This window comes from Parabacteroides sp. FAFU027 (assembly GCF_022808675.1).
Classification (GTDB): domain Bacteria; phylum Bacteroidota; class Bacteroidia; order Bacteroidales; family UBA7332; genus CAXXIC01.
In genome coordinates this window covers 1-23,239 of sequence record NZ_JAKZKV010000020.1, presented here as the reverse complement: position 1 = coordinate 23,239, position 23,239 = coordinate 1, and the positions used below count along the sequence as shown (strand labels likewise).

Annotated in this window: 27 protein-coding genes and 1 pseudogene; 20 read left to right on the top strand and 8 right to left on the bottom strand. The window is 42.0% G+C overall.

The features are described 5' to 3' along the window. Positions 1–57: 57 nt before the first annotated feature. Together MLE17_RS18355 and MLE17_RS18350 are read right to left on the bottom strand one after the other, a co-directional pair. Positions 58–1,068, bottom strand: coding sequence for a nucleoside hydrolase (locus MLE17_RS18355; RefSeq protein ID WP_243350233.1), 1,011 nt, complete (start codon positions 1,066–1,068; stop codon positions 58–60). 58 nt (positions 1,069–1,126) lie between these two features. Continuing rightward, complete coding sequence (locus MLE17_RS18350) at positions 1,127–2,029, bottom strand: helix-turn-helix domain-containing protein (RefSeq protein WP_243350232.1); 903 nt, start codon at positions 2,027–2,029, stop codon at positions 1,127–1,129. 181 nt (positions 2,030–2,210) lie between these two features. Here MLE17_RS18350 and MLE17_RS18345 point away from each other — a divergent pair, with 181 nt between their 5' ends. The 5 genes from MLE17_RS18345 (at position 2,211) to MLE17_RS18325 (ending at position 5,811) form a co-directional block, all read left to right on the top strand. Next, positions 2,211–2,774 (top strand): sugar O-acetyltransferase, encoded by a 564-nt coding sequence (locus MLE17_RS18345; RefSeq protein WP_243350231.1) that lies wholly within the window; start codon positions 2,211–2,213, stop codon positions 2,772–2,774. Between the two features lie 18 nt (positions 2,775–2,792). Then, positions 2,793–3,644 (top strand): aldo/keto reductase, encoded by an 852-nt coding sequence (locus MLE17_RS18340; protein WP_243350230.1) that lies wholly within the window; start codon positions 2,793–2,795, stop codon positions 3,642–3,644. A 178-nt stretch (positions 3,645–3,822) separates the two neighbouring features. Next, positions 3,823–4,344: a nuclear transport factor 2 family protein gene (locus MLE17_RS18335; RefSeq protein WP_243350229.1), complete on the top strand. Its 522-nt coding sequence runs from the start codon at positions 3,823–3,825 to the stop codon at positions 4,342–4,344. A 97-nt stretch (positions 4,345–4,441) separates the two neighbouring features. After that, complete coding sequence (locus tag MLE17_RS18330) at positions 4,442–5,122, top strand: NAD-dependent epimerase/dehydratase family protein (protein WP_243350228.1); 681 nt, start codon at positions 4,442–4,444, stop codon at positions 5,120–5,122. Between the two features lie 308 nt (positions 5,123–5,430). Next, positions 5,431–5,811 (top strand): HU family DNA-binding protein, encoded by a 381-nt coding sequence (locus MLE17_RS18325; protein ID WP_243350227.1) that lies wholly within the window; start codon positions 5,431–5,433, stop codon positions 5,809–5,811. 389 nt (positions 5,812–6,200) lie between these two features. On the opposite strand, the gene MLE17_RS18320 is transcribed toward MLE17_RS18325, so the two are convergent. After that, the gene (locus tag MLE17_RS18320) at positions 6,201–6,773 is read right to left on the bottom strand and encodes a flavin reductase family protein (protein ID WP_243350226.1); all 573 of its coding nucleotides are present in this window, start codon (positions 6,771–6,773) and stop codon (positions 6,201–6,203) included. An 88-nt stretch (positions 6,774–6,861) separates the two neighbouring features. Further along, a complete protein-coding gene (locus MLE17_RS18315) occupies positions 6,862–7,434 on the bottom strand; it encodes a flavin reductase family protein (protein WP_243350225.1) in 573 nt (190 codons plus the stop codon). 151 nt (positions 7,435–7,585) lie between these two features. Between MLE17_RS18315 and MLE17_RS18310 the strand changes: the two genes are divergently transcribed. After that, positions 7,586–8,449, top strand: a complete 864-nt coding sequence (locus tag MLE17_RS18310; RefSeq protein WP_243350224.1) for a helix-turn-helix domain-containing protein — start codon at positions 7,586–7,588, stop codon at positions 8,447–8,449. A 100-nt stretch (positions 8,450–8,549) separates the two neighbouring features. On the opposite strand, the gene MLE17_RS18305 is transcribed toward MLE17_RS18310, so the two are convergent. Beyond that, entirely contained in the window at positions 8,550–8,891 is a 342-nt protein-coding gene (locus tag MLE17_RS18305) for a winged helix-turn-helix transcriptional regulator (protein WP_243350223.1), read from the bottom strand. Between the two features lie 113 nt (positions 8,892–9,004). Here MLE17_RS18305 and MLE17_RS18300 point away from each other — a divergent pair, with 113 nt between their 5' ends. From MLE17_RS18300 to MLE17_RS18255, 10 genes are all read left to right on the top strand, one after another. Continuing rightward, positions 9,005–10,003: a YhdH/YhfP family quinone oxidoreductase gene (locus tag MLE17_RS18300; RefSeq protein ID WP_243350222.1), complete on the top strand. Its 999-nt coding sequence runs from the start codon at positions 9,005–9,007 to the stop codon at positions 10,001–10,003. Between the two features lie 468 nt (positions 10,004–10,471). Next, positions 10,472–11,035, top strand: coding sequence for a flavodoxin (locus MLE17_RS18295; RefSeq protein ID WP_243350221.1), 564 nt, complete (start codon positions 10,472–10,474; stop codon positions 11,033–11,035). A 26-nt stretch (positions 11,036–11,061) separates the two neighbouring features. Further along, a complete protein-coding gene (locus MLE17_RS18290; protein WP_243350220.1) occupies positions 11,062–11,571 on the top strand; it encodes a flavodoxin in 510 nt (169 codons plus the stop codon). Between the two features lie 37 nt (positions 11,572–11,608). Next, positions 11,609–12,151 carry a sugar O-acetyltransferase gene (locus MLE17_RS18285; protein WP_243350219.1) on the top strand — a complete coding sequence of 181 codons (543 nt, stop codon included), beginning with the start codon at positions 11,609–11,611 and terminating at the stop codon, positions 12,149–12,151. Between the two features lie 149 nt (positions 12,152–12,300). Next, positions 12,301–13,149 (top strand): AraC family transcriptional regulator, encoded by an 849-nt coding sequence (locus MLE17_RS18280; RefSeq protein WP_243350218.1) that lies wholly within the window; start codon positions 12,301–12,303, stop codon positions 13,147–13,149. 100 nt (positions 13,150–13,249) lie between these two features. Further along, complete coding sequence (locus tag MLE17_RS18275) at positions 13,250–14,398, top strand: iron-containing alcohol dehydrogenase (RefSeq protein ID WP_243350217.1); 1,149 nt, start codon at positions 13,250–13,252, stop codon at positions 14,396–14,398. A 63-nt stretch (positions 14,399–14,461) separates the two neighbouring features. Continuing rightward, positions 14,462–15,457 (top strand): alpha/beta hydrolase, encoded by a 996-nt coding sequence (locus tag MLE17_RS18270; RefSeq protein WP_410795644.1) that lies wholly within the window; start codon positions 14,462–14,464, stop codon positions 15,455–15,457. A gap of 58 nt (positions 15,458–15,515) precedes the next feature. Next, entirely contained in the window at positions 15,516–15,911 is a 396-nt protein-coding gene (locus MLE17_RS18265; RefSeq protein ID WP_243350215.1) for a cupin domain-containing protein, read from the top strand. Next, complete coding sequence (locus MLE17_RS18260) at positions 15,895–16,452, top strand: DapH/DapD/GlmU-related protein (RefSeq protein WP_243350214.1); 558 nt, start codon at positions 15,895–15,897, stop codon at positions 16,450–16,452. The genes MLE17_RS18265 and MLE17_RS18260 overlap by 17 nt, the downstream gene beginning before the upstream one ends. 8 nt (positions 16,453–16,460) lie before the next feature. Further along, entirely contained in the window at positions 16,461–17,114 is a 654-nt protein-coding gene (locus tag MLE17_RS18255; RefSeq protein WP_243350213.1) for a cyclophilin-like fold protein, read from the top strand. 90 nt (positions 17,115–17,204) lie between these two features. Here the strand turns inward: MLE17_RS18255 and MLE17_RS18250 are convergent, their stop codons facing one another. Then, positions 17,205–18,101, bottom strand: a complete 897-nt coding sequence (locus MLE17_RS18250; RefSeq protein ID WP_243350212.1) for a helix-turn-helix domain-containing protein — start codon at positions 18,099–18,101, stop codon at positions 17,205–17,207. A 168-nt stretch (positions 18,102–18,269) separates the two neighbouring features. Between MLE17_RS18250 and MLE17_RS18245 the strand changes: the two genes are divergently transcribed. The 3 genes from MLE17_RS18245 (at position 18,270) to MLE17_RS18235 (ending at position 20,172) form a co-directional block, all read left to right on the top strand. Continuing rightward, entirely contained in the window at positions 18,270–18,839 is a 570-nt protein-coding gene (locus tag MLE17_RS18245; RefSeq protein ID WP_243350211.1) for a flavodoxin family protein, read from the top strand. A gap of 95 nt (positions 18,840–18,934) precedes the next feature. Then, a complete protein-coding gene (locus MLE17_RS18240) occupies positions 18,935–19,879 on the top strand; it encodes an aldo/keto reductase (RefSeq protein ID WP_243350210.1) in 945 nt (314 codons plus the stop codon). Between the two features lie 26 nt (positions 19,880–19,905). Continuing rightward, complete coding sequence (locus tag MLE17_RS18235) at positions 19,906–20,172, top strand: muconolactone Delta-isomerase family protein (protein WP_317236641.1); 267 nt, start codon at positions 19,906–19,908, stop codon at positions 20,170–20,172. 157 nt (positions 20,173–20,329) lie between these two features. Here the strand turns inward: MLE17_RS18235 and MLE17_RS18230 are convergent, their stop codons facing one another. Further along, positions 20,330–21,835, bottom strand: coding sequence for a family 43 glycosylhydrolase (locus MLE17_RS18230; RefSeq protein WP_243350208.1), 1,506 nt, complete (start codon positions 21,833–21,835; stop codon positions 20,330–20,332). Between the two features lie 355 nt (positions 21,836–22,190). Here MLE17_RS18230 and MLE17_RS18225 point away from each other — a divergent pair, with 355 nt between their 5' ends. Further along, the gene (locus MLE17_RS18225) at positions 22,191–23,156 is read left to right on the top strand and encodes an aldo/keto reductase (RefSeq protein ID WP_243350207.1); all 966 of its coding nucleotides are present in this window, start codon (positions 22,191–22,193) and stop codon (positions 23,154–23,156) included. Here the strand turns inward: MLE17_RS18225 and MLE17_RS18220 are convergent. Next, positions 23,142–23,239: pseudogene (locus MLE17_RS18220) on the bottom strand (IS4 family transposase); the annotation flags it as partial. The gene MLE17_RS18225 and the pseudogene MLE17_RS18220 sit on opposite strands and share 15 nt — an antisense overlap.

Genomic DNA, 23,239 nt, shown 5'->3' with positions numbered 1-23,239 from the left:
CACAAAGGAAAAATACTTTGCTTCTTAGCGCCTTTGCGTTTTGATTTGAATTAGTTCTTATTTCTTTGCACTAAACAGAGTCAGCTTTGCCACTAAATCATCAAACATCAGCCGGGTATCCAGATTGGTGTAAACTCTGATGTTTCGACCGTCCGGATTTTCTTTGTAGATGCCTGAGTCGGTGATCAATGGAGCTGTCTTTATCACATATTTGCAGGATGACGGGTCTGGGTCCCATGATGCCTGTAATGCGGTAAGTAATACTAACGGGCTATCTCCTAATACGTAAGCTTCTCCGAGAACACCCTTACTTCTTTTCAATAAATCATCGAGCTTATCCACTAAAAATTTTCCCGTAGCCCCGTTGCTTTTGATTTTGGTTACGATTTCGGAATAAGAATACAATGCCTGCCGGTAAGCATCCCGGGGTACTTGCCAAACCGGAATATTCGAAACATTAAAAATCACCTGGGCTGCTTTAATATCGATCCCCAGATTGTATTCACGATTTCTTGCGGTGGGGGGAGGAACTGCCAATCCCTGATATTCAGCTCCTCCAATCCATACCAGGATAATTTTATTTGCAATCTTTGGTTCCAACAGGTAAGCGCTTGCAATAGTAGTCAGTCCGGCACCGCAAACCACATATAACGGAGATTTTGTATCCTCTCGCATTGCCTCTTTCACAATTGCTTTGGCAGCATCCGTCACAGCCGGAGTTTTTATGTCCGTAAGTCCCGTGTTGCTACCTTCGTAAACCTGGAATTTCCCATTTAACTGCATCACATTCAGTAACTCGTTTAATTGAGTCATTGCATATGTAGCGGTGCCGGGTGCTCCATAAAACTTACCTGAGTAGTGTTGCGATGCCACGATTCCTTTAATTTCCGCAGAAGGAGAGAGGATCTGGTGTGCGAGTTGAAACAGACCATCCGGATCTCCACCAAAGTCGTTGTCAACGATTATACGCATTCGGGGTTTTATCGTTTCCCTGAAGTAGGAGGAATCTATCTGCGCATTTACAGAAAGTCCAAGTAAAAGAAATAGTCCGGAAAGGATTCGTTGCATAATAGTTGTCATAAATCAGATGGGTTTCGTTGTATTGGATAATAGGTTTAAAAATTGATTAGTTTGCAAATTTATACTCATTAGGTGAATATCCGGTACTTTTCTTAAACATCCGTGTGAAATGCTGAGGATATTTGAAGCCCAGTTCGTAAGCAATCTCGCTGATTGATTTTTCTCCTTCAAGAATTCTGTTTTTGGCCAGGTCGATTATTTTCAACTGAATATACTCCTGAGCCGTTTTTCCGGTCTCTTTCTTCATCAATTCGCCGAAATAATTGGGCGATAGATTTAGCTTTTCAGCAAAATATCCTACACTAGGCAGACCATTATTCTGCGGAATATCTGTTTGGAAATAATCATTCAGCAACCGCTCAAATTTTTCGACAATGCCTTTGTTGATATTCTCTCTGGTCAGGAATTGCCTGTCATAGAATCTGATACAATAATCAAGCAGAAGCTGGATATTATTTACAATAAATCTTTTACTGTACTTATCCAATCGTTGTTCGATTTCATCGGATATTTTGGCCAGACATTCAAAAAATATCTTTCTCTCATTTTCAGAGATATGTAAAGCCTCGTTTGCCTCGTATGAAAAGAATTTATAGTCTGGCATAATTCGCCCCAGACTTGTTCCGTGAATAAGATCCGGATGAAAAAGAAGGACCCAGCCTTTTCTTTCTGTCGCCTGTTCATTTCGTACAATTTTCACTACCTGTCCCGGAGAAATGAAAACCAATGTCCCCTCCTGATAGTCATACGAATTCCGGCCATATATCAATTGTCCACACTCTAACTCTTTCAGGTAAATGGCATATATGCCAAAGTACAAATGGGTATGACTTTGGTCTGAACTTTGAATTTTGGACAAATCTATTACACTCACCAAAGGGTGTTTGGTTTCAACTCCAACTAAATTATTGAAATTGGTAACTGTTTCCAGTCTGTAAATATCTTCCATCTTATTTTCTGTTTGAAGAACTTTTGTGCAAATATAAACATGCTCATCTGTAATCTGTTATCCCAAAGCCTGATTCGGTAAAAATGGTAAGTACTACCGGAATATGTATAACAACAGCCGATGAAAGATTCCTGAACTTTGCATCTGGAAATTTATACCAAACAACTAATATATTGTTATAATGGAGAAACAAGATGTATATGAACGCTTGAAAAGCGGAGAACCACTTAACATGTATGATCCGGATTTTGCACTCGCTATTACCGATATGGTAAATGCCAGAAGAGTACTGCATAAGATAAACAACGAATTTCACGAACTGGACGAACTTCCTTCGTTATTTGAAGAACTGCTGGGTGAACCATTCCAGGAGAGAACGGTAATTATGCCTCCTTTTTACATTGATTTTGGATCGCAGTTAAAGCTGGGCAAACAGGTGTTTATCAATCATAACTGCACCTGTATGACAGCCGGTACTATCATCATTGAAGACGGCGTTATGATTGGTCCGCAGGTAACGTTACTTACTGCCAATCATGATTTTGACGATCACAATGTGTTGATCTGTAAAACTGTTTGTATTAAAAAGAATGCATGGATTGGAGCGAGAGCTACCATTTTACCAGGTATTACGATTGGTGAAAATTCTGTTGTTGCAGGCGGAGCTGTAGTGACCAAAGATGTAGAACCCAATGTGGTGGTAGGAGGTAATCCTGCTAAAGTATTAAAACGCTTGAACGAGTAATCCTTAAAATACAAGAATATGCAGACTGTAAAATTAAACAATGGCATAGAAATGCCTGTTCTGGGATTTGGAGTATATCAAATTTCAGATCAAAAGGAATGTGAACGATCAGTCTCTGATGCGTTGGAAGTGGGCTACCGCTCTATAGACACAGCAGCTGCCTACCAAAATGAAGAGGCTGTTGGTAAGGCAATTCAACATAGTGGAGTTTTCCGTCAAGAGTTATTTATAACCACAAAACTCTGGGTGTCTGATACAGGGTATGATCGGACAATGAAAGCATTTGAACGATCACTGAACAAATTACAATTGGACTATCTTGATTTGTATCTGATTCACCAGCCTTATGGCGATATTTATGGTTCGTGGCGAGCCATGGAAGAGCTGTATAAAGCAGGGAGAATCAGGGCTATCGGAGTCAGTAATTTTCACCCCGACCGGGTGATGGATTTAATCGTACACAATGAGGTCGTACCGGCTATCAATCAAATTGAAACTCATCCATTTTGCCAGCAGATTGAAACACAAACGTTCCTGAAGGAAAACAATGTGCAAATAGAGTCATGGGGGCCATTTGCAGAGGGGCGGAATAACCTTTTTTCTAATGATATATTGGCTTCAATCGGTGAGAAATACAACAAGTCAATTGCCCAGGTTACACTGCGGTGGTTAATTCAACGCGGTGTAGTGGTTATACCCAAATCGATCCGCAAGGAACGCATGATAGAAAACTTCAACATTTTCGATTTTGAGTTGAGCGCTGAACACATGGCAATCGTTGCTTCACTTGACACAAGACAGAGTCTGTTTTTCGACCACCGTAATCCGGCAATGGTAAAAATGCTGGGAAGTTATAAGTTACCGGAGTAATTAGAATGCTGACAACTACAAGTATAACGGTAATTCTGGATAAGGAAATCTTACCGATGTACATATCGAAAGGCTTTCTATGAGCAAGCCTTTCGAGTGTGCACTCGCCCTTTTCGCTCATAGAGAAAGGGACGATAACGAAACTCTCCTTCATTCTAACTTAAAAGATGTCACAACTATGAAAAAGCTAATCATACTATCACTATTAATTGCCTTCAGTTTTTCAATTGAAGCACAAAAACAGAAGAAAATGGAATCAAACACATTACAAACCTTGCAGGATAAACTTGCTCTTAAAGAATTGGTCGATGTATTCTCAATACTTGCTGACCAAAAAGAAATAGAAAAGCAAACTATGCTTTTTACTGAAGACGCTACTGTGGAAACGTTATTCAATGGCCAGATCATATCTTCATTACACGGCAGAAAGCAACTTGGTGAGGCTTTTGGCGGTTTCCTGAATCAATTCGAAACGGTATATCACATCAACGGTCAGCAGACGGTAACAGTCAACGGGAATAAGGCTTCGGGGATTTCCTATTGCCTGGTGACTTTGATAGGATCGGAAAACGGGAAAAAGGTAAAGACTACCAACGGAGTGTACTACAACGATGAATATTTAAAACAAAATGGGAAATGGTTGATCGCCAATAGAAAGTCTACTTTTGCCTGGCAGGATAAACAAGAGGTACGTCCTTAAAGGTAAACTATAATTCGCCTACTGTGTTTTTTTAATAATACTCAAGCTACTTACACCTGTTATCCATAGGCGTAAGCAGCTTTCAACTTAAAACAGCATGAAGAAAATAAATGTCATTATCACCGGCGCCACAGGTATGATTGGTGAAAGTGTACTGGACCAATGTCTGAAACACGAGCAAATCGGGCAGGTATTGATTATCAATCGTCGTCCGTCAGGTTTTCAGCATCCTAAGCTCAAAGAGCTTGTTTTACCCGACCTGGCTGAAGTAACCACAATAAAAGAAGAATTAAAAGCGTATGATGCCTGCTTCTTTTGCATCGGAATCTCTTCGATCGGAATGGATGAAGAAAAATATACACGTCTTACTTATACCCTTACAATGAATTTTGCCCGTGTGCTTGCAGAAGCTAATCCGGCAATGACCTTCTGTTATATCTCCGGCGCCGGAACCGATAGCACAGAAAAAGGCCGTACCATGTGGGCTCGTGTAAAGGGTAAAACCGAAAATGACCTGATGAAACTGGGCTTCAAACACGTTTACAACTTCCGTCCTGCGGCATTGATTCCTTATCTGGAAATAAAACCCAACCAAACTTACCAATCGGTCAAATACCTGAAATGGCTTTTGATTCTGCTTCGACCTCTGTTCCCGAATAATATTCTGAAGCTTTCTGATTTTGCTATTGCAATGATCAATAGTTCGCTTGTTGGTTATCCAAAACAGATATTGGAGGCAAAAGATATCAAAGCATTGGCTCTCTACCGAACGGAATAGGGCGTTATGAGAGTACAAAGAGTGAATTAACCGCTCATTTCCTACTTGATTTTGTGGAGAAAGATTCATTTGGTTTTGATTATTATACTGACGATTTTCGGAAATGATACTGAATGTTTTTGAAAAAGAAAAGCAACTTATTATGGAAAGATGTACATTTGTAATTGAGAAAGATGTACATCAATGATGTGAAAATATGTACATCTATTGAGTTGATAGATGTACATATTTGAGAAAATTCATCAGGTAGTTATTTATAAACTTACAGTATCATTGAAATAAAAGTAACGGATAAATATTAGAAAGCTATGGGATTCAAATACATTGTAAAGACGAAGCGTAGCGGTGTGGGTGAAAAGAAAGCCAAATATTACGCAATACCTGTGCGCTCGGGCGAAATAGATACACGTCGATTGGCCAAAGAGTTATCTGAACGCTGTACCCTGACGGAAACCGATGTTCGGGCTACTTTGATTGGCTTGGTTGAGATCATGGAGGAATATCTTCATCAGGGATATAGCATCCGGTTAGAGGATTTGGGCCGATTTACCGTTTCGGTAACGAGCGATGGTCATGAGACTCCGGATGAGTGCACACCTAAACGTGTAAAAGCGAAGAAGATTTGCTTTATGGCGGATAAGCGTTTGAAAGAGAATCTGAGACGTGTGGAATTTGCCAGAAAGAAGTAGAATAAGTGAGCAGTGGTGGATTGAGAATCAATCATGGATGGTGATTCCTCCTGTCGCACCAGATATAAAACCATAGAAAAGTGATGCGTGGCTAAGGCGAATGTGTCATCCGACTTTCCTGTATTATGAAGGAATTTTATTCCGAAAACAAATAGACAGAACATTTTAAGCATTTCTAAAATGCTTAATTTTATAGCGGAATAGTTTGTTGTCGGATTGAAAATCCTAGTTGTAACTAAGAGGCCGGAATACAATCCCGCCCCGACGGTTTCGCAATATTCTACGGTATATCCGGAGGAACGGGCGGAATTGACAGACTACGGGGAATGGGGAATTGCCAACCAATGGTTTTCAATCACCTTAGTGTCGGGATTTTAACCCGTTTTTGCTTAATCTTTTCCCGGTCCGTGATTAAATTTCGTGCCTTTGCCGATAGTGTAGAATTGACCGCCTGCGACATAATGCACAGTACGCAATTCATCCGGTGCGTCATCAAAAATCCAATGTCCGTTTTTAAATACACGGTCATCGCTCCAAGCCGCGACGATTTCACTCATAAACAAGTCAATATTCTGTTCTTGATGCGGATTGGGAATTACTTTACAAACTAACCAACCTGCACAACCTTCTACCATTGGAATATCAAATTCTTCTTGATAAAACAAGGGCAGATTATCAAGTTTGTTAGGCATCGTGTTTTTGCTGTGTTCTCCCACATATAGAACGGTTTCCATTTGTTGAGCCGTAGGAATATGCACAACGAAATAACCGCTCTTTTCTACAAGCTGGCGGGTGTCGGCTTGTTTGCCGATATAGGCGATTACTTTATTTGGACCGCCAATACCGACCCAAGCGGCTGCCATTACATTTTCATCGCCATCGTGTTTGGCGGAAATCATTGTAGTAGGTCCTACTTGTAACAAGCGGTAGGCTTTACTTAATTCAACTGATTTTATTGCCATAATCTGTTCCTTTTATGTTATTTAGTTCGTGTTTATTTGTAGGTGTTTGGTAGGGTGATGCTCGTTTTAAAATAGTTTTGAGACAACCTTATCTTAACTTTACTCCTTCACGAAATGCCTTACCTGCCGTTTCTCCGAGCTGGATATAGGTCTGATGTACCGTTTCGTGGCAGATCAAATTCATCTTCCGGATATCCGGATAGCCATCTTCTCCCACATATTTATCATCAACCAGAATGCCGACGATATCGGCGATGAGGTGGTAGCAATCGCGAGACGTCGCATCATCGAGTACCTCTTTGACACGGCACTCCAGTGTCAATGGAAACTCCGTGAAGAGAGGTGCATTGACATCCGGGGCCTTCTCTACCGTCCAGCCCGTCTTGGCTATCTTATTCGGTTCACGGAGACTGCTGGCAATACCTACATAGTCAGCTCCAACCATAGTATCTTTGTTGGCTAACGCCAGCGTAAATTCACCGCATTCCTGTAGATTCAGAGTTGTCTGGCGTCTTTTTCCCAAAAAGAGGGAGATTTCAGTGTGGTCCCAACTACCACCACAATCAGCATTCATGGCATTTGGTTTGCCGTCCTTGTCGTATGTGCCGATAATCATTACCGGCTTCGGGAAGAGCCATCCCGCTGGTCCAAATTTCTTCATATTCATACCTTATTATTAGTGTTGCAAAATTACTCCAACATGAGGGCAGCGTTATAACACTAAAACAAGTAGAAATGTCACTTTTTGCAGTTTAGTTATCTTTTTGTTGTTTTTATTACCTTTGCGTTATTATCAATCATGTAAACTAGGTATGGCAAAGCAAGAAGAAGTTGATAAACAAACTTTTATCATTAGCGAAAATGATGTTGTTTTCACCAATGATATATATGATGCCATGTCTGACAAGCATCTTGATACCTGTCTCCATTTGGTTGTTCTTTCAGGAAATATGACATTTTGTATTGGTATAAAGAGCTTTGCTGCCGGCAAAGACGACTGTATTATTATTCCAAACAGGACTTCGATTACAGACATCAGGGCGACAGATGATTTCACAATGACCGGTGTTATCGTCTCTAATAAATTTATGCATGTGGCTCTTCCTAAAAGCAACTATGAGGCGACGGGGCTGCTTGCGATGGCAAATAATCCAGTTATACCTTTGTCGGCTGAAGAAGCGGAGCGGATTATTTCTGATTTCAATCAGGTTAAGTTCCGCTATAACAGGTTTTCACATGTTTATTATGCCGAAATGGTGGTTCGTGCCGTGGAGATGATGGTTCTTGATATGTATGATATCCATTCCGGGTATCATGCGGATGATTTGAAAGGTATGGATCAGAGTGCATGGATTCTGAGAAAGTTTGTGCACCTCCTTCAGAAAGGATTGTACAGGAAATACCGGAAGGTAGAATATTATGCATCTTTGCTGAATGTAAGTCCTCAATACCTTTCCGAATGTTGCATCAAGGCAAATGGGCACAATGCCTCTTTTTTCATCGAACGCTTTACTGCTGAGGAGATAGCCGGGCTGCTGAAGAGAGAAGATCTTTCAATTGCTGATGTGGCTTATCAGCTGGATTTCGACACAACAAGTTATTTTACTCGTTACGTCAAACGAGTTTTGGGTATGACACCCAGTGAATACAAGGCTCGATTCAATCTGAAAAAGTGATATTCTATCCACGGCTGACAGTATTCTCCCAGATCAGTGCAACGTGTAAAAATAGCGAGTGCCGGGGAACCAGAAGACCGAGCCTTGAACTCTAATACGATTATTTATTTTGTGTATCCAAATGATTTAAATATTCATACCCCCATTTTCTCATATCCCGGACAATTGGATAAATACTCTCTCCATACGCTGTGAGGAAGTACTCAACATGCAGAGGTACCTCCTGAAACACTTTACGAACAATTATGCCATCCTTTTCTAATTCACTTAGTTGTTTCGCAATCATCCTTTCACTGATAGTCGGTAAGGTTCGTTTTATCTCACTAAAACGGTTTCTTCCTTTTTTTATCAAAACGATTATTGTCGTTTTACATTTACCTTTGATAATCTTCAAGAAAACATCAGACGGACAAATAATCTCAGTTTTTTTTATCTCATCCATTTTATAGAATCGTGGTTATCAGCAATTATGAATAGTATGTTAGTTACTGTACTTTTTGTAAGTTATTGTTTCACACAAAATTATTGCCCAAATTTACACCAAAATTTGATGATATGGAGATAAAATTCAAAGCATTAGTAGTAAAAGAAGTAGATGGTGTTTTTGTTAAGGCTGTGGAAAATCTAACTCTCGCAGATTTGCCTGAAAATGAAGTGTTGATAAAGGTTAGCTATTCTTCGATTAATTATAAAGATGCCCTTTCTGCATCAGGAAATAAAGGTGTGACAAAGAAATATCCACATATACCTGGTATTGATGCTGTAGGCAAGGTTGTTTTATCCTCTGTAGAGGATATTAAAACCGATACACTTGTACTGGTAACAGGGTACGATTTGGGGATGAATACTTTTGGTGGATTTGGAGAATATATCAGCGTGCCTGCGGCTTGGGTTATTCCTCTTCCTGAAGCATTCACAGAACGAGAAGCTATGTATTTCGGTACTGCCGGCCTGACTGCCGGACTTTCTGTCTCAGGCCTTATCAACAATGGTATTACTCCGGAAAAAGGAAAAATAGTAGTCAGTGGAGCGACAGGTGGAGTTGGTAGTCTTTCTATTGCTATACTAAAACACTTAGGGTATAAAGTTGTAGCTGTTTCCGGAAAGAGTAACGCAAAGCTTCTCGAAGATACATTAAAGGTTGATGAGATAATTACAAGAGATGAATTTATTGCTAAATGCGATAGCAGACCTTTATCTAAAAGTGAGTTTGCTGCTGGTATTGATACTGTTGGAGGTAATATATTATCCGGGATGTTGAAATCTGTCAATTATAACGGTGTTGTGACCTGTTGTGGAATGATTGCTTCTTCGCAATTAGAGACGAGTATTTTTCCATTCATTCTAAGAGGTGTAAAGTTAATTGGTATTGATTCTGTCGAAATCCCCAAAGATGAGAAAAAACATATATGGAATTTGTTATCTACAATATGGAAACCAGATCAGCTGGAAGAAATTACTAAAGAAGTAAGTCTTGAAGAATTGCCAATTATACTTGATCAGATGCTTTTGGGGAATATTAAAGGAAGATATGTGTTAAAACACAACTTTTAAATTGTGCTCAGTTTGGAGTAGCATAGGACAACCGTAGTTCGGTAGTTGAGCGAAGACTTAATCTTCGTTCGAGCTAAAATCAAGCCTCCCGGCTTGCATCAAGTCCGTGATAGCAAGAATAAGAAAGCAGTTTCAGCAACAAAATGGTCTGAAGCTGCTTTTTGCATAATGCATATTGGAGAATTAGGAATAATTGGAGAGTGATTATTGTTTTGAATGGTCATTCGGAAATCCGGAGTCTTTTATACGGAGAACCTTATTCTTCTTTACTGACCTTTTCAGCAAAATAGTTTGAGCCGTAGGGAAAACCATCCCCTGCGGCTCTTGTTCTATTTTTGTACCTGTAAAACAATAAGTCCCATATTGATTATGAATCTACAAGCTACAATACGTATTAACCTTTTGCCTTACATCGTTTACCCTCTCACACTGAATGTAAATGAAGTCTTACCTGAAAAATAAATAATTATGAGAACGAGATCAATTCTATTCGGCATTTTAGTTGCCTTTGTTTCAATGATTAGTATCCATGCGCAGACTCCCGTGAGTAAGAAAAAGATTTTGGTGGCTTACTTTTCTCACAGTGGAAATACCCGCTTTGTCGCCAACCAAATTAAGAATGCAACCGGCGGTGATATTTTTGAAATCCAATCGGTGAAACCATACCCGCAGGATTACCAAACTGTGGTCGATCAGGCCAAAAGAGAAATCAACTCGAATTATAAACCCGCACTGAAAACCAAAATCAGCAATATCGGGCAATATGATGTCATTTTCATTGGTTCGCCCAACTGGTGGAGTACCATCGCCCCTCCGGTAGCGACATTCTTATCCAGCTATAACCTGGAAGGGAAAACCATCGTGCCGTTTATGACTCATGAAGGTACCCGCATGGGGCATAGCGTTCTGGATATTAAAAAGCTTTGTCCGAAATCTACGGTACTGGAAGGGCTTCCCATCAGAGGTGGAGATGTAGGCCGCTCTCGTAGCGATGTGGAGAAATGGCTGCGAAAGCTGGAGCTGGAGAAGTGATTAAAATGAAAATAACTACGAATACAATGAAGAAGATTCTTATCGCCTATTATTCGCGTAAAGGGCAGAACTATAAAGGAGGCAGCATCGTAAATCTGCCGGTTGGCAACACGGAGGTGATTGCCAAAAAGATTCAACAACTTACCGGTGGTGATTTGTTTGAAATTCAAACCGTAAAGACCTACCCGGCAGATTACATGGAGACAACCCGTGTGGCGCAGGATGAATTAAGTCAGGATGCAAGACCCGAATTATCGGAATACCTCAATAATCCGGATGAGTACGATGTGATCTATCTGGGATACCCCAACTGGTGGGGCACTTTCCCGATGGCAATATGTACGTTTCTGGAATCCTTTGATACTTCCGGCAAAACAATCATTCCTTTTTGTACACATGAAGGCAGTGGATCAGGTCATAGTGAAAGGGACATAAAGCGCTTATGCCCGGAGGCTATGGTTGAAAAAGGAATTGCCATTCGCGGTGGAAGTGTTACCGGAGCGGATGGAGTATTGAAAACGTGGTTGGGAAAATGAAAATACCTCAGTTGAGGTGAATTAAAAACGAATAACAATGAAGAATACGGATGAAAAAGGACTGTTGCACGAAGAAGAATATGATGCCTTCAATCCGGAATTGATTGCGCAAAGGAAGAAAGCTGCAGAATTGACAATGAAATTCAATACCTCCGGCGATAAAGCATTTCTGGAAGAGCTATTTGACCGGAAAATGGATGATGTCGTAATCACAGCTCCCTTTCATTGTAATTATGGCGGTGAAAAGCTGAAGTTTGGAAAGAAGGTATATATTAATTTCAATTGCACCTTTCAGCCTTGTGCGGGCATTGAAATCGGAGATCACACCTTTATTGGGCCGAATGTACAGTTGTACACCGCTATTCACCCCGTTGATCCCGAAGAACGAATAAAGGATATTGCTACCTGTCGTGGCATTAAGATTGGAGCCGGAGCCTGGATTGGGGGAGGAGCGATCATTCTGCCCGGTGTGGTAATCGGCGATGGAGTAACCATTGGGGCTGGAAGTGTTGTAACAAAAAGTATTCCAGCGCGTTCGGTTGCTGTGGGCAATCCCTGTCGGGTGATTCGCTCAATATAGACACATAGTGTAATTCTGAGCTTTTCAACAAAATAGTTTGAGCCGCAGGGAAAAACAATCCCTGCGGCTCTTCTGTTATTTTTGCATGGTGAAAACATACAATGTTTCTCTTAATAATCAGACTACTACCACCCCCTAAACAGAAAGCTATGATAGCAGAACATTCCGGATCGTTGAGGTTTCATTACCACGATATCTTTTTTACCTATTATCATCCTGATGAGATCAGTTGTTCCAAAATGGTCAAAGAACACATGCTGGTTTACGTCTATTCCGGAGAAATGATTCTGGAAAAAGAGGGTAAAAAGGTGATTGTCGGAAAAGGAGAATGTGTATTTATCCGTCGGGACAATACAGTGACCATGACCAAGCAACGCAAAGGGAATGAGGGTTTCAGGGCGATCTTTATGAACTTTAAGCGCAACTTTTTACGTGAGTTCTATCAGACGATTGACCACCGGATCTTGCCTCTGGAAGCTGAAAAGCATAAGCCGAGTGTAATCAAATTGCCCCATACGCCCGATATCCAGAGCCTGTTTCAGTCGATGACTCCCTATTTTGATTCGGACAAAGAGCCGGCAAAGGAGCTGATGCATCTCAAGCTACAGGAAGGGGTTTACTCCCTGTTGAATATCGATAATCGTTTCTATCCGGCCTTGTTTGACTTTACCGAACCGTGGAAGATTGATATTCTCGATTTTATGAATGATAATTACATGTACGATTTGTCAGTTGAAGATATTGCAGGTTTTACCGGAAGAAGCCTGGCTACCTTCAAACGTGACTTCAAAAAAATCAGTCCGCTTTCTCCACAGAAGTGGCTGATTGATAAACGCCTGCGGGTGGCATACGATAAACTGCGACATGAAAACAGGAAAATATCGGATGTCTATCTGGAAGTCGGATTCAAGAATCTGTCTCACTTTTCATCGGCATTCAAGCGGCAGTTTGGCTATGCCCCGAGTAGTGAAGGTGAGCTTTTGGGCAAAATAGTTTGAGCTTCCGGGAAAAACACCGCAGGTGCTTCTTACCGTAATTTTGCATCAGATTAAAACAACAGGAAGAGTTACTAACATCAAATTAAATAGCAATAGAATTATGTTTGACTTTAATTATTACAATCCTACCCGAATCGAATTCGGAAAAGGCAAAGAAGCCAATATCGGTACATACATCGCAGAGTATGGCGTATCAAAAGTCTTAATCGTTTACGGTTCTGACCGCATTAAGAGGGATGGTCTGTTCGATACCGTGACCAAATCACTTGCTGATAACGGAGTTTCTTTTGAAGAGCTGGGCGGAGTGCAGAGTAATCCGCTTTTGAGCAAAGTGAAAGAAGGTATTGAGATTGCTAAATCGAAAGGCGTTGAGGCTGTATTGGCTGTTGGAGGCGGTTCCGTGCTTGACTCTTCCAAATCAATTGCGGCTGGTGCTAAATATGACGGTGATGTGTGGGATTTCTTCCTTCACAAAGCAGAACCGATGCAAAATCTGTTGATTTTCGACATCATGACGCTTGCCGCTACCGGTAGTGAAATGAACAACTATGCAGTGGTAACTAACGACGAGACCAAACAGAAACTGAGTCTTGCCGGTCCCTCTACTTTCCCGACTGTTTCGGTGATTAATCCTGAATTGCAGGCATCCGTTACCCGCGACTATTTGGTTTATTCGGCTGCCGATATTTTTGCGCACAGTCTGGATTTGTATCTGTCAGCAACCTATCTGCCGGGATTTATTGCCGGTCATGTCGAAAATATTCTGAAGACAGTTATTCGTACGACTGAGATCCTGCTTGCCGACTCAACCAATTACGAAGCACGGGCTGAATTTGCATGGGCTGCTACTCAAGCGTTGAACTTCACCACCTTCTGTGGGGTACAAAACAACCGCTTCGATACGCACTTTCTCGAACATACCCTTTCGGCTGAATACAATATCGCACACGGTGCAGGTCTGTCTATCATTATGCCGGCCTGGATGAAATGGCAGAAAAACAATCTACCAGATCGTTTCGAACAGTTTGCGAAAGTAATGTTCAACGTGGAAGGAGCCGATGCCGGTATTGAAGCATTGAAAAACTGGTATTCAAAAATTGGTACTCCGGTAACGTTGAAAGAAGGTAATATTCCGGAAGAAGACATTCCCGTACTGGTAGAGAAACTATCGGCAGTGGCTGCTATGTGGGGAGCTACAGCACTTTATACTCCGGATATGATTCGTACGGTATTGGAAAATGCAAAGTAATCCTGATAAGTTATGAAACGAATAACATCAATATTAATGCTGGTTCTGGTTGTATCCGGGCAAATGTTCGGAAACGCAAATCAAAAAACAAAACGAATGAAACAAACAGAATATTATACATTTAAATTGAGTGATAAGGTTACCCGCCAAAAAGTTCACTTTAAGAACCGTTATGGTATCACCTTGACCGGCGATTTATACTCACCAAAAAACAAGAGTAGCGAAGTTTTGCCTGCACTGGCTATCAGCGGACCTTTCGGCGCGGTAAAAGAACAATCATCGGGATTGTATGCCAATCAAATGGCGGAGCGTGGCTTTATCGCCCTTGCTTTCGACCCGTCTTACACCGGCGAGAGTGGAGGAGAACCTCGTAATATAGCTTCTCCGGACATCAACACTGAAGATTTCAGTGCAGCAGTTGACTTTCTGGGAATACAAAAAAATATCGACCGGAATAAGATCGGGATTATCGGTATCTGTGGTTTCGGCGGTTTTGCCTTGAACGCTACCGCGGCGGATAAACGAGTAAAAGCAGTGGCCACAACCAGTATGTACGACATGACAAGAGTGTCGTCAAAAGGTTATTACGATGCTATGACATTGGAACAACGTACCCAGATGCTGGAACAAATCGGTAAACAACGTTGGACTGATGCCGAAAAAGGGACTGCAAACTATGACAAATCGCATGGCCTGCCTGAAAAACTGACGGGTAAGGAACCTCAGTTTATACAGGATTACCACAACTATTACAAAACACCCAGAGGGTTTCATCCGCGTTCTATCAATTCCAACGGTGCCTGGGCATCTACCTCGGTGGTCTCTTTTATGAATATGCCGATTCTGGCTTATATCAAAGAGATTTCGCCACGTCCGCTGCTGATTATTGCCGGCGAAAAAGCACATTCACGTTACATGAGTGAAGATGCCTACAAAGCAGCTAACGAGCCGAAGGAACTGATGATTATTCCGGGGGCAGTTCACGTGGATTTGTATGATAAAGTGGATGTAATTCCTTTTGACAAACTGGAAAACTTCTTTAAAACGAATTTGAAATAAAACATTATAGTGAGGGTGTGACTTAAAATCATGCCCTCACTTAGCAAAATCAACTACAATGAATACAAAAGATATTTTTCCAAAAGGACAAAAAGCACCGGCTTACTTCACCGGAGATGCCTGGGTGGAAATGCTGATAACCGATGTGGCAACGTATGATTTGATGAGTTATAATGTAACCTTTGCACCAGGCAGCCGCAATTATTGGCACCAGCATTCCCAGGGACAACTACTGCTTTGTACCTCTGGCGAGGGCTATTATCAGGAGAAAGGTAAACCTGCACAACTATTGAAAGCCGGTGATGTGGTGGAAATCAAACCTAAAGTTATTCACTGGCACGGTGCAACCGCTCATAGCGAATTTGTACACGTGGGCATTACCCCTAAAGCAAGTATCAACCAGGTTACCTGGCTCGAACCGGTGAACGATGAAGAGTATGCATCCAATATTTGAACGACTTCACGCAGGAGAAACAGTACCGTTCAGCGATGCAGCTTACTCCGAAATAGGGAAAGTGGCTGCCCGCACTATGGAACTTTCTGTAGAGCTCAATAACGCACCTGATGTACCGACCGCCCGAAGGATATTGAGCCAGATCACGGGTCAGAACATAGATGAGAGTACGACCCTGTTTACACCTTTTCATGTCAATCTGGGTATTTTCACCCGCATCGGTAAAAATGTATTTATAAATTCGGACTGTTCGTTCCTGGACATCGGAGGTATCACCATCGAAGATGAAGTGCTGATTGGCCCCAAAGTAAGTATCATTACCGAAGGGCATCCAATTGACCCAAAAGATAGAAAATCACTGATCGTAAAACCGATTGTCATCAAACGAAATGCCTGGATTGGTGCCGGAGCAACTATATTGCCCGGCGTCACAGTCGGAGAGAACTCGGTCGTCGCTGCCGGAGCTGTAGTTGCTAAAGATGTTCCGGCCAATACAGTTGTGGCTGGAGTACCTGCCAAATATACAAAAACAATCGGTTAATGATAAATATGAAACGAACAATTATAATCATATTTCTCTGTTTTGTGAAGAGTCTTGATACTGATGCCCAAAATGTGCCACAGATAAAAATGACTGTAGGAGCCAATGTGTTTATTGTAAATACATTCGACAATGCTACAGCAAAAGCTTTTTTGGCATTGTTGCCGATGACTATTCGGATGAACGAACTGAACGGAAATGAGAAGTATTATTATTTATCTGACAATTTGCCAACAAATTCCTCTGTTCAGGCAACAATCAATGCCGGAGATATAATGCTTTGGGGCTCAAACTGTCTGGTGCTGTTTTACGAAACATTTTCCACCTCATATAGTTATACAAAAATTGGAAGTATTGAAAACCCTGGCGAACTTAAACAGGCGGTAGGCTCGGATAATCCGACTGTGAAATTTGAATTGATGCAAACAAGCGGAATCCAAAACACGAATTCAGGAATTGACTTTTATGTGGATTCGGATAATGGTATTGTGCATTTTACGAACGTTGTAGATAAAATTGTATTGATCGATATGTCAGGCCACACGATTGCAAGCAACTCAAAGAACAATCAGCTGAAGATTCACTCTGTGCCGAAAGGTATTTATATATTGAAGATTTCAAATAACGAATCAATTCGTGATTTCAAGGTTATATTGAAATAGAAATCTATGATATGAATAGAAAAAAGAACCTCTCTCTTAGAAAGAAAAAGATAAAACAAGAGCCTTAGAACCTACTCTTAGGCTCTTGTTTTAATTATTTGACCTGTATTCGTTCGGGGTAAATCCCGTTTCATTTTTAAATAGCCGGCTGAAGTGCTGAGGATATTTAAAGCCCAGTTCAAATGCGATATCTCCAATTGATTTCCGGGTGTCAAATATCCGCTCTTTCGCCAGTTCAATAATCTTCAGCTGAATGTGTTCCTGAGCCGTTTTACCTGTCTCTTTCCGAATTAGATCGCCAAAATAATTGGGCGATAAATGCAATTGGTCTGCACAATATTTTACTGTAGGAAAACCTACTGTCTGAGGCATTTCTGATTCAAAATATTTATTCAACAAGTTCTCGAATCGAGTCAGAATATCTTTATTCTCGATATTCCGTGTGATAAACTGACGGTCGTAGAAACGGACACTGTAGCTTAACAGCAATTCAATATTGGTGACAATCAATCGACGGCTGTGCTTATCAATTGCATGTCGCAGCTCAATGCCGATTTTCTGCATGCAATCAATCACAATCTGCTTTTCCTGTTCTGACAAATGCAACGCTTCATTCACTTCGTACGAAAAGAAAGTATAGTCTTTCATGGCGTGTGCCAGCGATGTCCCCTTCAATAAATCCGGATGAAACAACAATGCCCAACCCATCGGTTGCATCGGCTCACCATTGTTTTCAATGTCCATTACCTGCCCCGGAGCCATAAACAAAAGGGTTCCCTCGCGATAATCGTAAATATTGCGTCCATAGCGTATATCTCCGCATTTGGTGTCTTTCAGAAAGATAGCGTAAAACCCCATATTTTGACGCAGGTGGACAAATGGGCCGACTTTCGAAAAATCAACAACACTTACCAGAGGATGCAAGGTTTCGACTCCCACCATATCATTGTAATCGGCTATTGATTCCAGTATAACCGTTTCATTCATAGTCTTTTTATTTGATTGATTGATACAAAGTTATTCTTTTTCCATCTGTTCCGTACTGCAAACCTGCATAATCTGTAAAAATGGTAGAAAGCCCTGTAATTGGTATAAATTCTCTCCGGTTTTTTGACCGAATTTTGCATCATCATTTAAACAAACAAATTATCAATTATGGCAATAGTTTCTATTATCTATTTCAGCGGAGCCGGTCATACCGAAAAACTGGCCGAAGCTGTAGGAAAAGGCGCTGCATCCATCAGCGGAATCAGTACGAATCTTATCTCCATCAAAGGCGATGATATCGTAAACGGTCGTTATACCAATGAAGCTGTGATTAGTCAGCTGGACGAAAGCGACGCTATTATTTTCGGTGCACCTACTTACATGAGTGGACCGGCTGCACAATTTAAGGCATTTGCCGATGCTACTGTCGGAAGCTGGTTTAACCAGAAATGGAAAGACAAACTGGCGGCTGGTTTTACCATCTCGGGCGCTCCCAGCGGTGACAAACAAGGCACACTTCAGTTTTTTCAATCATTTGCCATGTCACACAGTATGTTGTGGGTGAGTCTGGGGGAATTGCCCGGTCAACCTGACGGGGTTAACCGTTTGGGCTCATGGGGAGGAGCAATGGCTTTGGCCAGTCAGGAGCCTACCGATGTAGCTCCTAATGCCGAAGATAAACTGACAGGAGAAAAACTCGGCGCTCGCGTGGCTGGGCTGGCACTAAAAATGAAGTAACAAACCCATTCAAAAGAAATTGTTAAACCGGGCGGGATATGATGCAGACAAACTTGTCTATACAGCTGGTCTATCGCTCTTTATTCTGAAATAAAATGAACAACTTACCCAAAATTGCTTTAGGAACGTGGTCGTGGGGAACCGGTTTTGCCGGAGGTGACCAGGTATTTGGTAATAATCTGAATGCCGAAGATTTACAACCTGTATTTGATGCCGCCATGCAAGGCGGACTGAATCTTTGGGATACGGCCGCAGTGTATGGCATGGGTTCGTCCGAATCGCTTCTTGCTGAATTCGTACAGCAATATCCCCGTGAAGAAATCGTCTTGTCCACAAAATTTACACCGCAAATAGCGGGTAACGGAGCCAATCCGGTGGAAGATATGCTGAACATTAGTTTACAACGCTTCAATACGGACTATATGGATATTTACTGGATTCACAATCCAATGGATGTGGAAAAATGGACACCGGGTTTAATACCGTTACTTAAAAGCGGAAAAGTAAAACGAGTGGGGGTGTCAAATCATAACCTTGCTCAGATTAAGCGGGCAAACGATATTCTGGCACAAGAAGGATTCAGCATCTCGGCTGTTCAAAACCATTATAGTCTGTTGTACAGGTCGTCCGAAGAAGCTGGTATCCTGGATTACTGCAAGGAGAATAACATTGCTTTTTTTGCCTATATGGTGTTGGAACAAGGTGCTTTATCGGGTAAATACAATGTAGCTAATCCCCTTCCAGAGGGCAGCGGGCGCGGACAGACCTACAATAAAGTACTTCAGCAACTGGAAGAACTTACTGACGTTATGAAAGAAATCGGTAGCAGTCGTGAGGCTTCGGTTGCACAAGTGGCTATTGCATGGGCTATTGCTAAAAATACTTTACCCATCATTGGTGTAACAAAAGTCGCTCATGTGGAAGATGCTATAAAAGCAGCACAAATAACACTGACACCCGAAGAAATGCAACGTCTTGAAACGCTTGCAACGGCTACCGGCGTAGATACCCGTGGCGGTTGGGAGAATCCGATGAACTAATTTTTAATGGCTATAAAACGGAAGATATGAACAGAGTTTTTGCTGATATAAGCATGGATTTGAATAATCCAATTCCAAATATGGAACAACTCCTAAAAGAAGAACACGAAGTAGCCGGAAGGTGGAAAACAGACGGTAAACTGGAACATCTCTTTGCTAAGGAGAATGCTAATGGTGTTATTCTGGTTTTTAAAGAGGTGGATATTGAAACTGTAAAACAAATGATTCCAACGCTTCCTCTTTACCCGTATTTTGATGCTGTTGACTATGCAGCTTACAATAAAGTGTACTAAATCAGAGTTGCCTGTCTTTGTGTAAATAGTTGATAGCCTTTACAGAGACTCTTGCCAGCTTTTTGTCTGGCAAGAGTCTCTGGTTAAAAAGAAATCCTATGGTGCCCGTCATCCTGGTCGGTCGTCAAAAGTTATTTATCAGGGATGTCTTAATTGATCAAGGCAGCACCGTATACCGGAAGTTTTTGTATCTGACCACACCGTCACCCATGGCACAAAGTCCGATTCTCAGGCTCATAAATCCACTCAGCACGTTGTGGTGCATACCCGATACCTCCAGCGAGTTTTCAATCTTCACCCACTGCTTACCGTCCTTGCTATAATACATATCAACGGTATTGTTTTTGTTGACCAGACGCAGATACACATGTCTGTTAATCAAATTCTTTACCGTAGGAAATTGCCAACCTCTCAGGTTCGCCAGAATATTGCAGGAGTCAGCCAGAATACCGGAACAAGCCTGTTTGTTGTAAAATAAGACCAATCCACCCGTTGCATTTCCTTCAATGGATAATTCCACGTCGGCCATGTAGGAGTGAGTGGGCGGGATGCAGAGCATAGGCGAACAATCGGCGACTGAATGTCCCTGTGCCCGGAGTTCCAGCGACTGGTTTTCCAGTTTGAATCGTCCAGGATTGTATTCACCGAAGAATTTCCATTGTGATTTTAGTTCTTTTCCAGAAAAGTCATCGTTAAGATTGTAGCTTTCTGTCTGATTCTTATTTATTTTAATTTGGACCGGTTGGTCAACCTTTGCGTTTTGAGCTATTTTATACCATCCGTCTTGTGTCCATTCCACAGGTAAGAGCATAGTTTGCCGTCCCATGTTGTAATGACCGTTTTCGTATCCATGAAACAGAATCCATGATTTATTTGCAGCATCGTCGAATAGTGTTCCGTGACCGATTGAACACCACTGTTGGCTATTATTCTGTGCTCTGAGAATAGGATTGTAGGGTGAATTCTCCCATGGCCCCAGTGGAGAGCGGGAGCGGGCGGAGATAATCATGTGCCCGGTGGCAGGACCGGCAGTTCCACCTTCGGCAACGGTAAGGTAATAGTAATCCCCGTGTTTGGTCAGTTTCGGGCCTTCCATACAAAAACATTCGATGGACCAATCATTCGGAATCGTCCAGCCGTCATATACCTTGCGGGCTTCTCCGGTTGTTCGCAGTCCGTCTTCTGACAGCGGAACGTAAGTCCCGTTGCTGAAATAGAGATACCGGTTTCCCTTTTCATCCGTTATGTGTCCCGGATCAATGTAGCCGATTTTCAGATCGACAGGATTACTCCATGGGCCTTCAATGGAAGGTGCTGACACGACATAATTGGTATTATTGGCAGGAAAGTAGATGTAATACCTGTTTTTGTATTTGACCAGGTCGGGAGCCCAGACTGAACCTACATATTTATGCAAAGCTGCCGCCACCGGCTGCCAATTAATCAGGTCGGTAGAGTGCCATATCTGCAATCCGGGATAGTATTCGAATGAAGAGTGGACGATGTAATAATCCTTTCCATCGCGTAAAATACTTGGATCGGGATAATCGCCGGCAAAGACCGGATTGAGGTAAGTTCCTTCAGCCGGATGACTGAATTGTTGCTGGGCCTGCATCTGATACATCAGCAGCAAGAAGAGTAGGAGCGTGGTAGTTTTCTTCATGGAATCTTAAGTTGTTTGTTTGGTATTATTTGCAGGCAAAATTACTCAAACTGATTTCTGGTGAATGGTATCAAATCGTTCTGATTGGGGTATGAAATCGTAACTTAGGTATGGCGCAATTCCTGTTACAGTAGAATCTTACGGGTGCAGCGGTTTTTAACTGCTGATTCTCATCTAATATTATCGCGGTTACATCCCGATTGCGATTCGGGACACGGCACCTGTAGGTTAATTTCTCAAGTAGCTTTGCTATAACAAACATTGAGCTTTTAGACAAATATGTTTGAGCCGCAGAGAAAAACACTCGGGTTGGCATATAGACTACTTTTGTTCTGTAAATTAATAACCAAACATCATGCAAACAAGAAAATTAGGAAATAGCGGGCTGGAGGTATCAGCCTTAGGGTTAGGCTGCATGGGAATGAGCTTCGGCTATGGCCAACCTGCCGATAAGCAGGAAATGATTGCCCTGATCCGCAAAGCGGTGGAAAGCGGAGTTACATTCTTTGATACCGCCGAAGTGTACGGACCTTTCACCAACGAAGAGTTGGTAGGTGAGGCGCTCGAGCCCTTCAAAAACGAGGTGGTGATAGCCACCAAATTCGGATTTAATGTTGGTGGCATTGCAGGAGGACTCAACAGCCGTCCGGAGCATATCCGAGAAGTGGTAGAGGCTTCGTTGAAACGATTGAGAGTAGAAACAATTGATCTGCTCTATCAGCACCGGGTGGATCCGAATGTGCCCATTGAAGATGTGGCCGGTACGGTCAAAGAGTTGATTCAGGAAGGTAAGGTAAAATATTTCGGTCTTTCGGAAGCTGGAGTGAACACCATTCGCCGTGCGCACGCCGTACAACCGGTGACAGCTTTGCAAAGTGAATATTCTCTCTTCTGGAGAGAACCGGAAGCAGAGATTATGCCGACACTTGAAGAACTGGGCATCGGTTTCGTCCCTTTCAGTCCGCTCGGCAAAGGATTTCTGACCGGAAAGATTGATGCTGACACTACATTTGATGCGAATGACTTCCGCAATACGGTTCCGCGCTTTTCACCCGAAAACCGTCAGTCCAACATGGCTCTGGTTGATTTGGTCAAAGCAATCGCTGCTCAGAAAAAGGTGACTCCGGCTCAAATTGCTCTTGCCTGGATTCTGGCTCAGAAGCCGTGGATTGTTCCGATTCCGGGAACGACCAAACTTCATCGCTTTGAGGAAAATATCGGAGCGGTTGAGGTAGAACTGACTTCAGATGATTTGAAACTCATAGAAGAAGCTGCTTCACTAGTGTCCCATAAAAATTGGGACGAATTAAAAATCAAATAAATTTGGCTCATTAAGCCTAAAACGCTCTTTGTCATTTTGAAATTTAGTTTTGTCGAAGAGGTCTCGAAGATGAGTTTTATCAG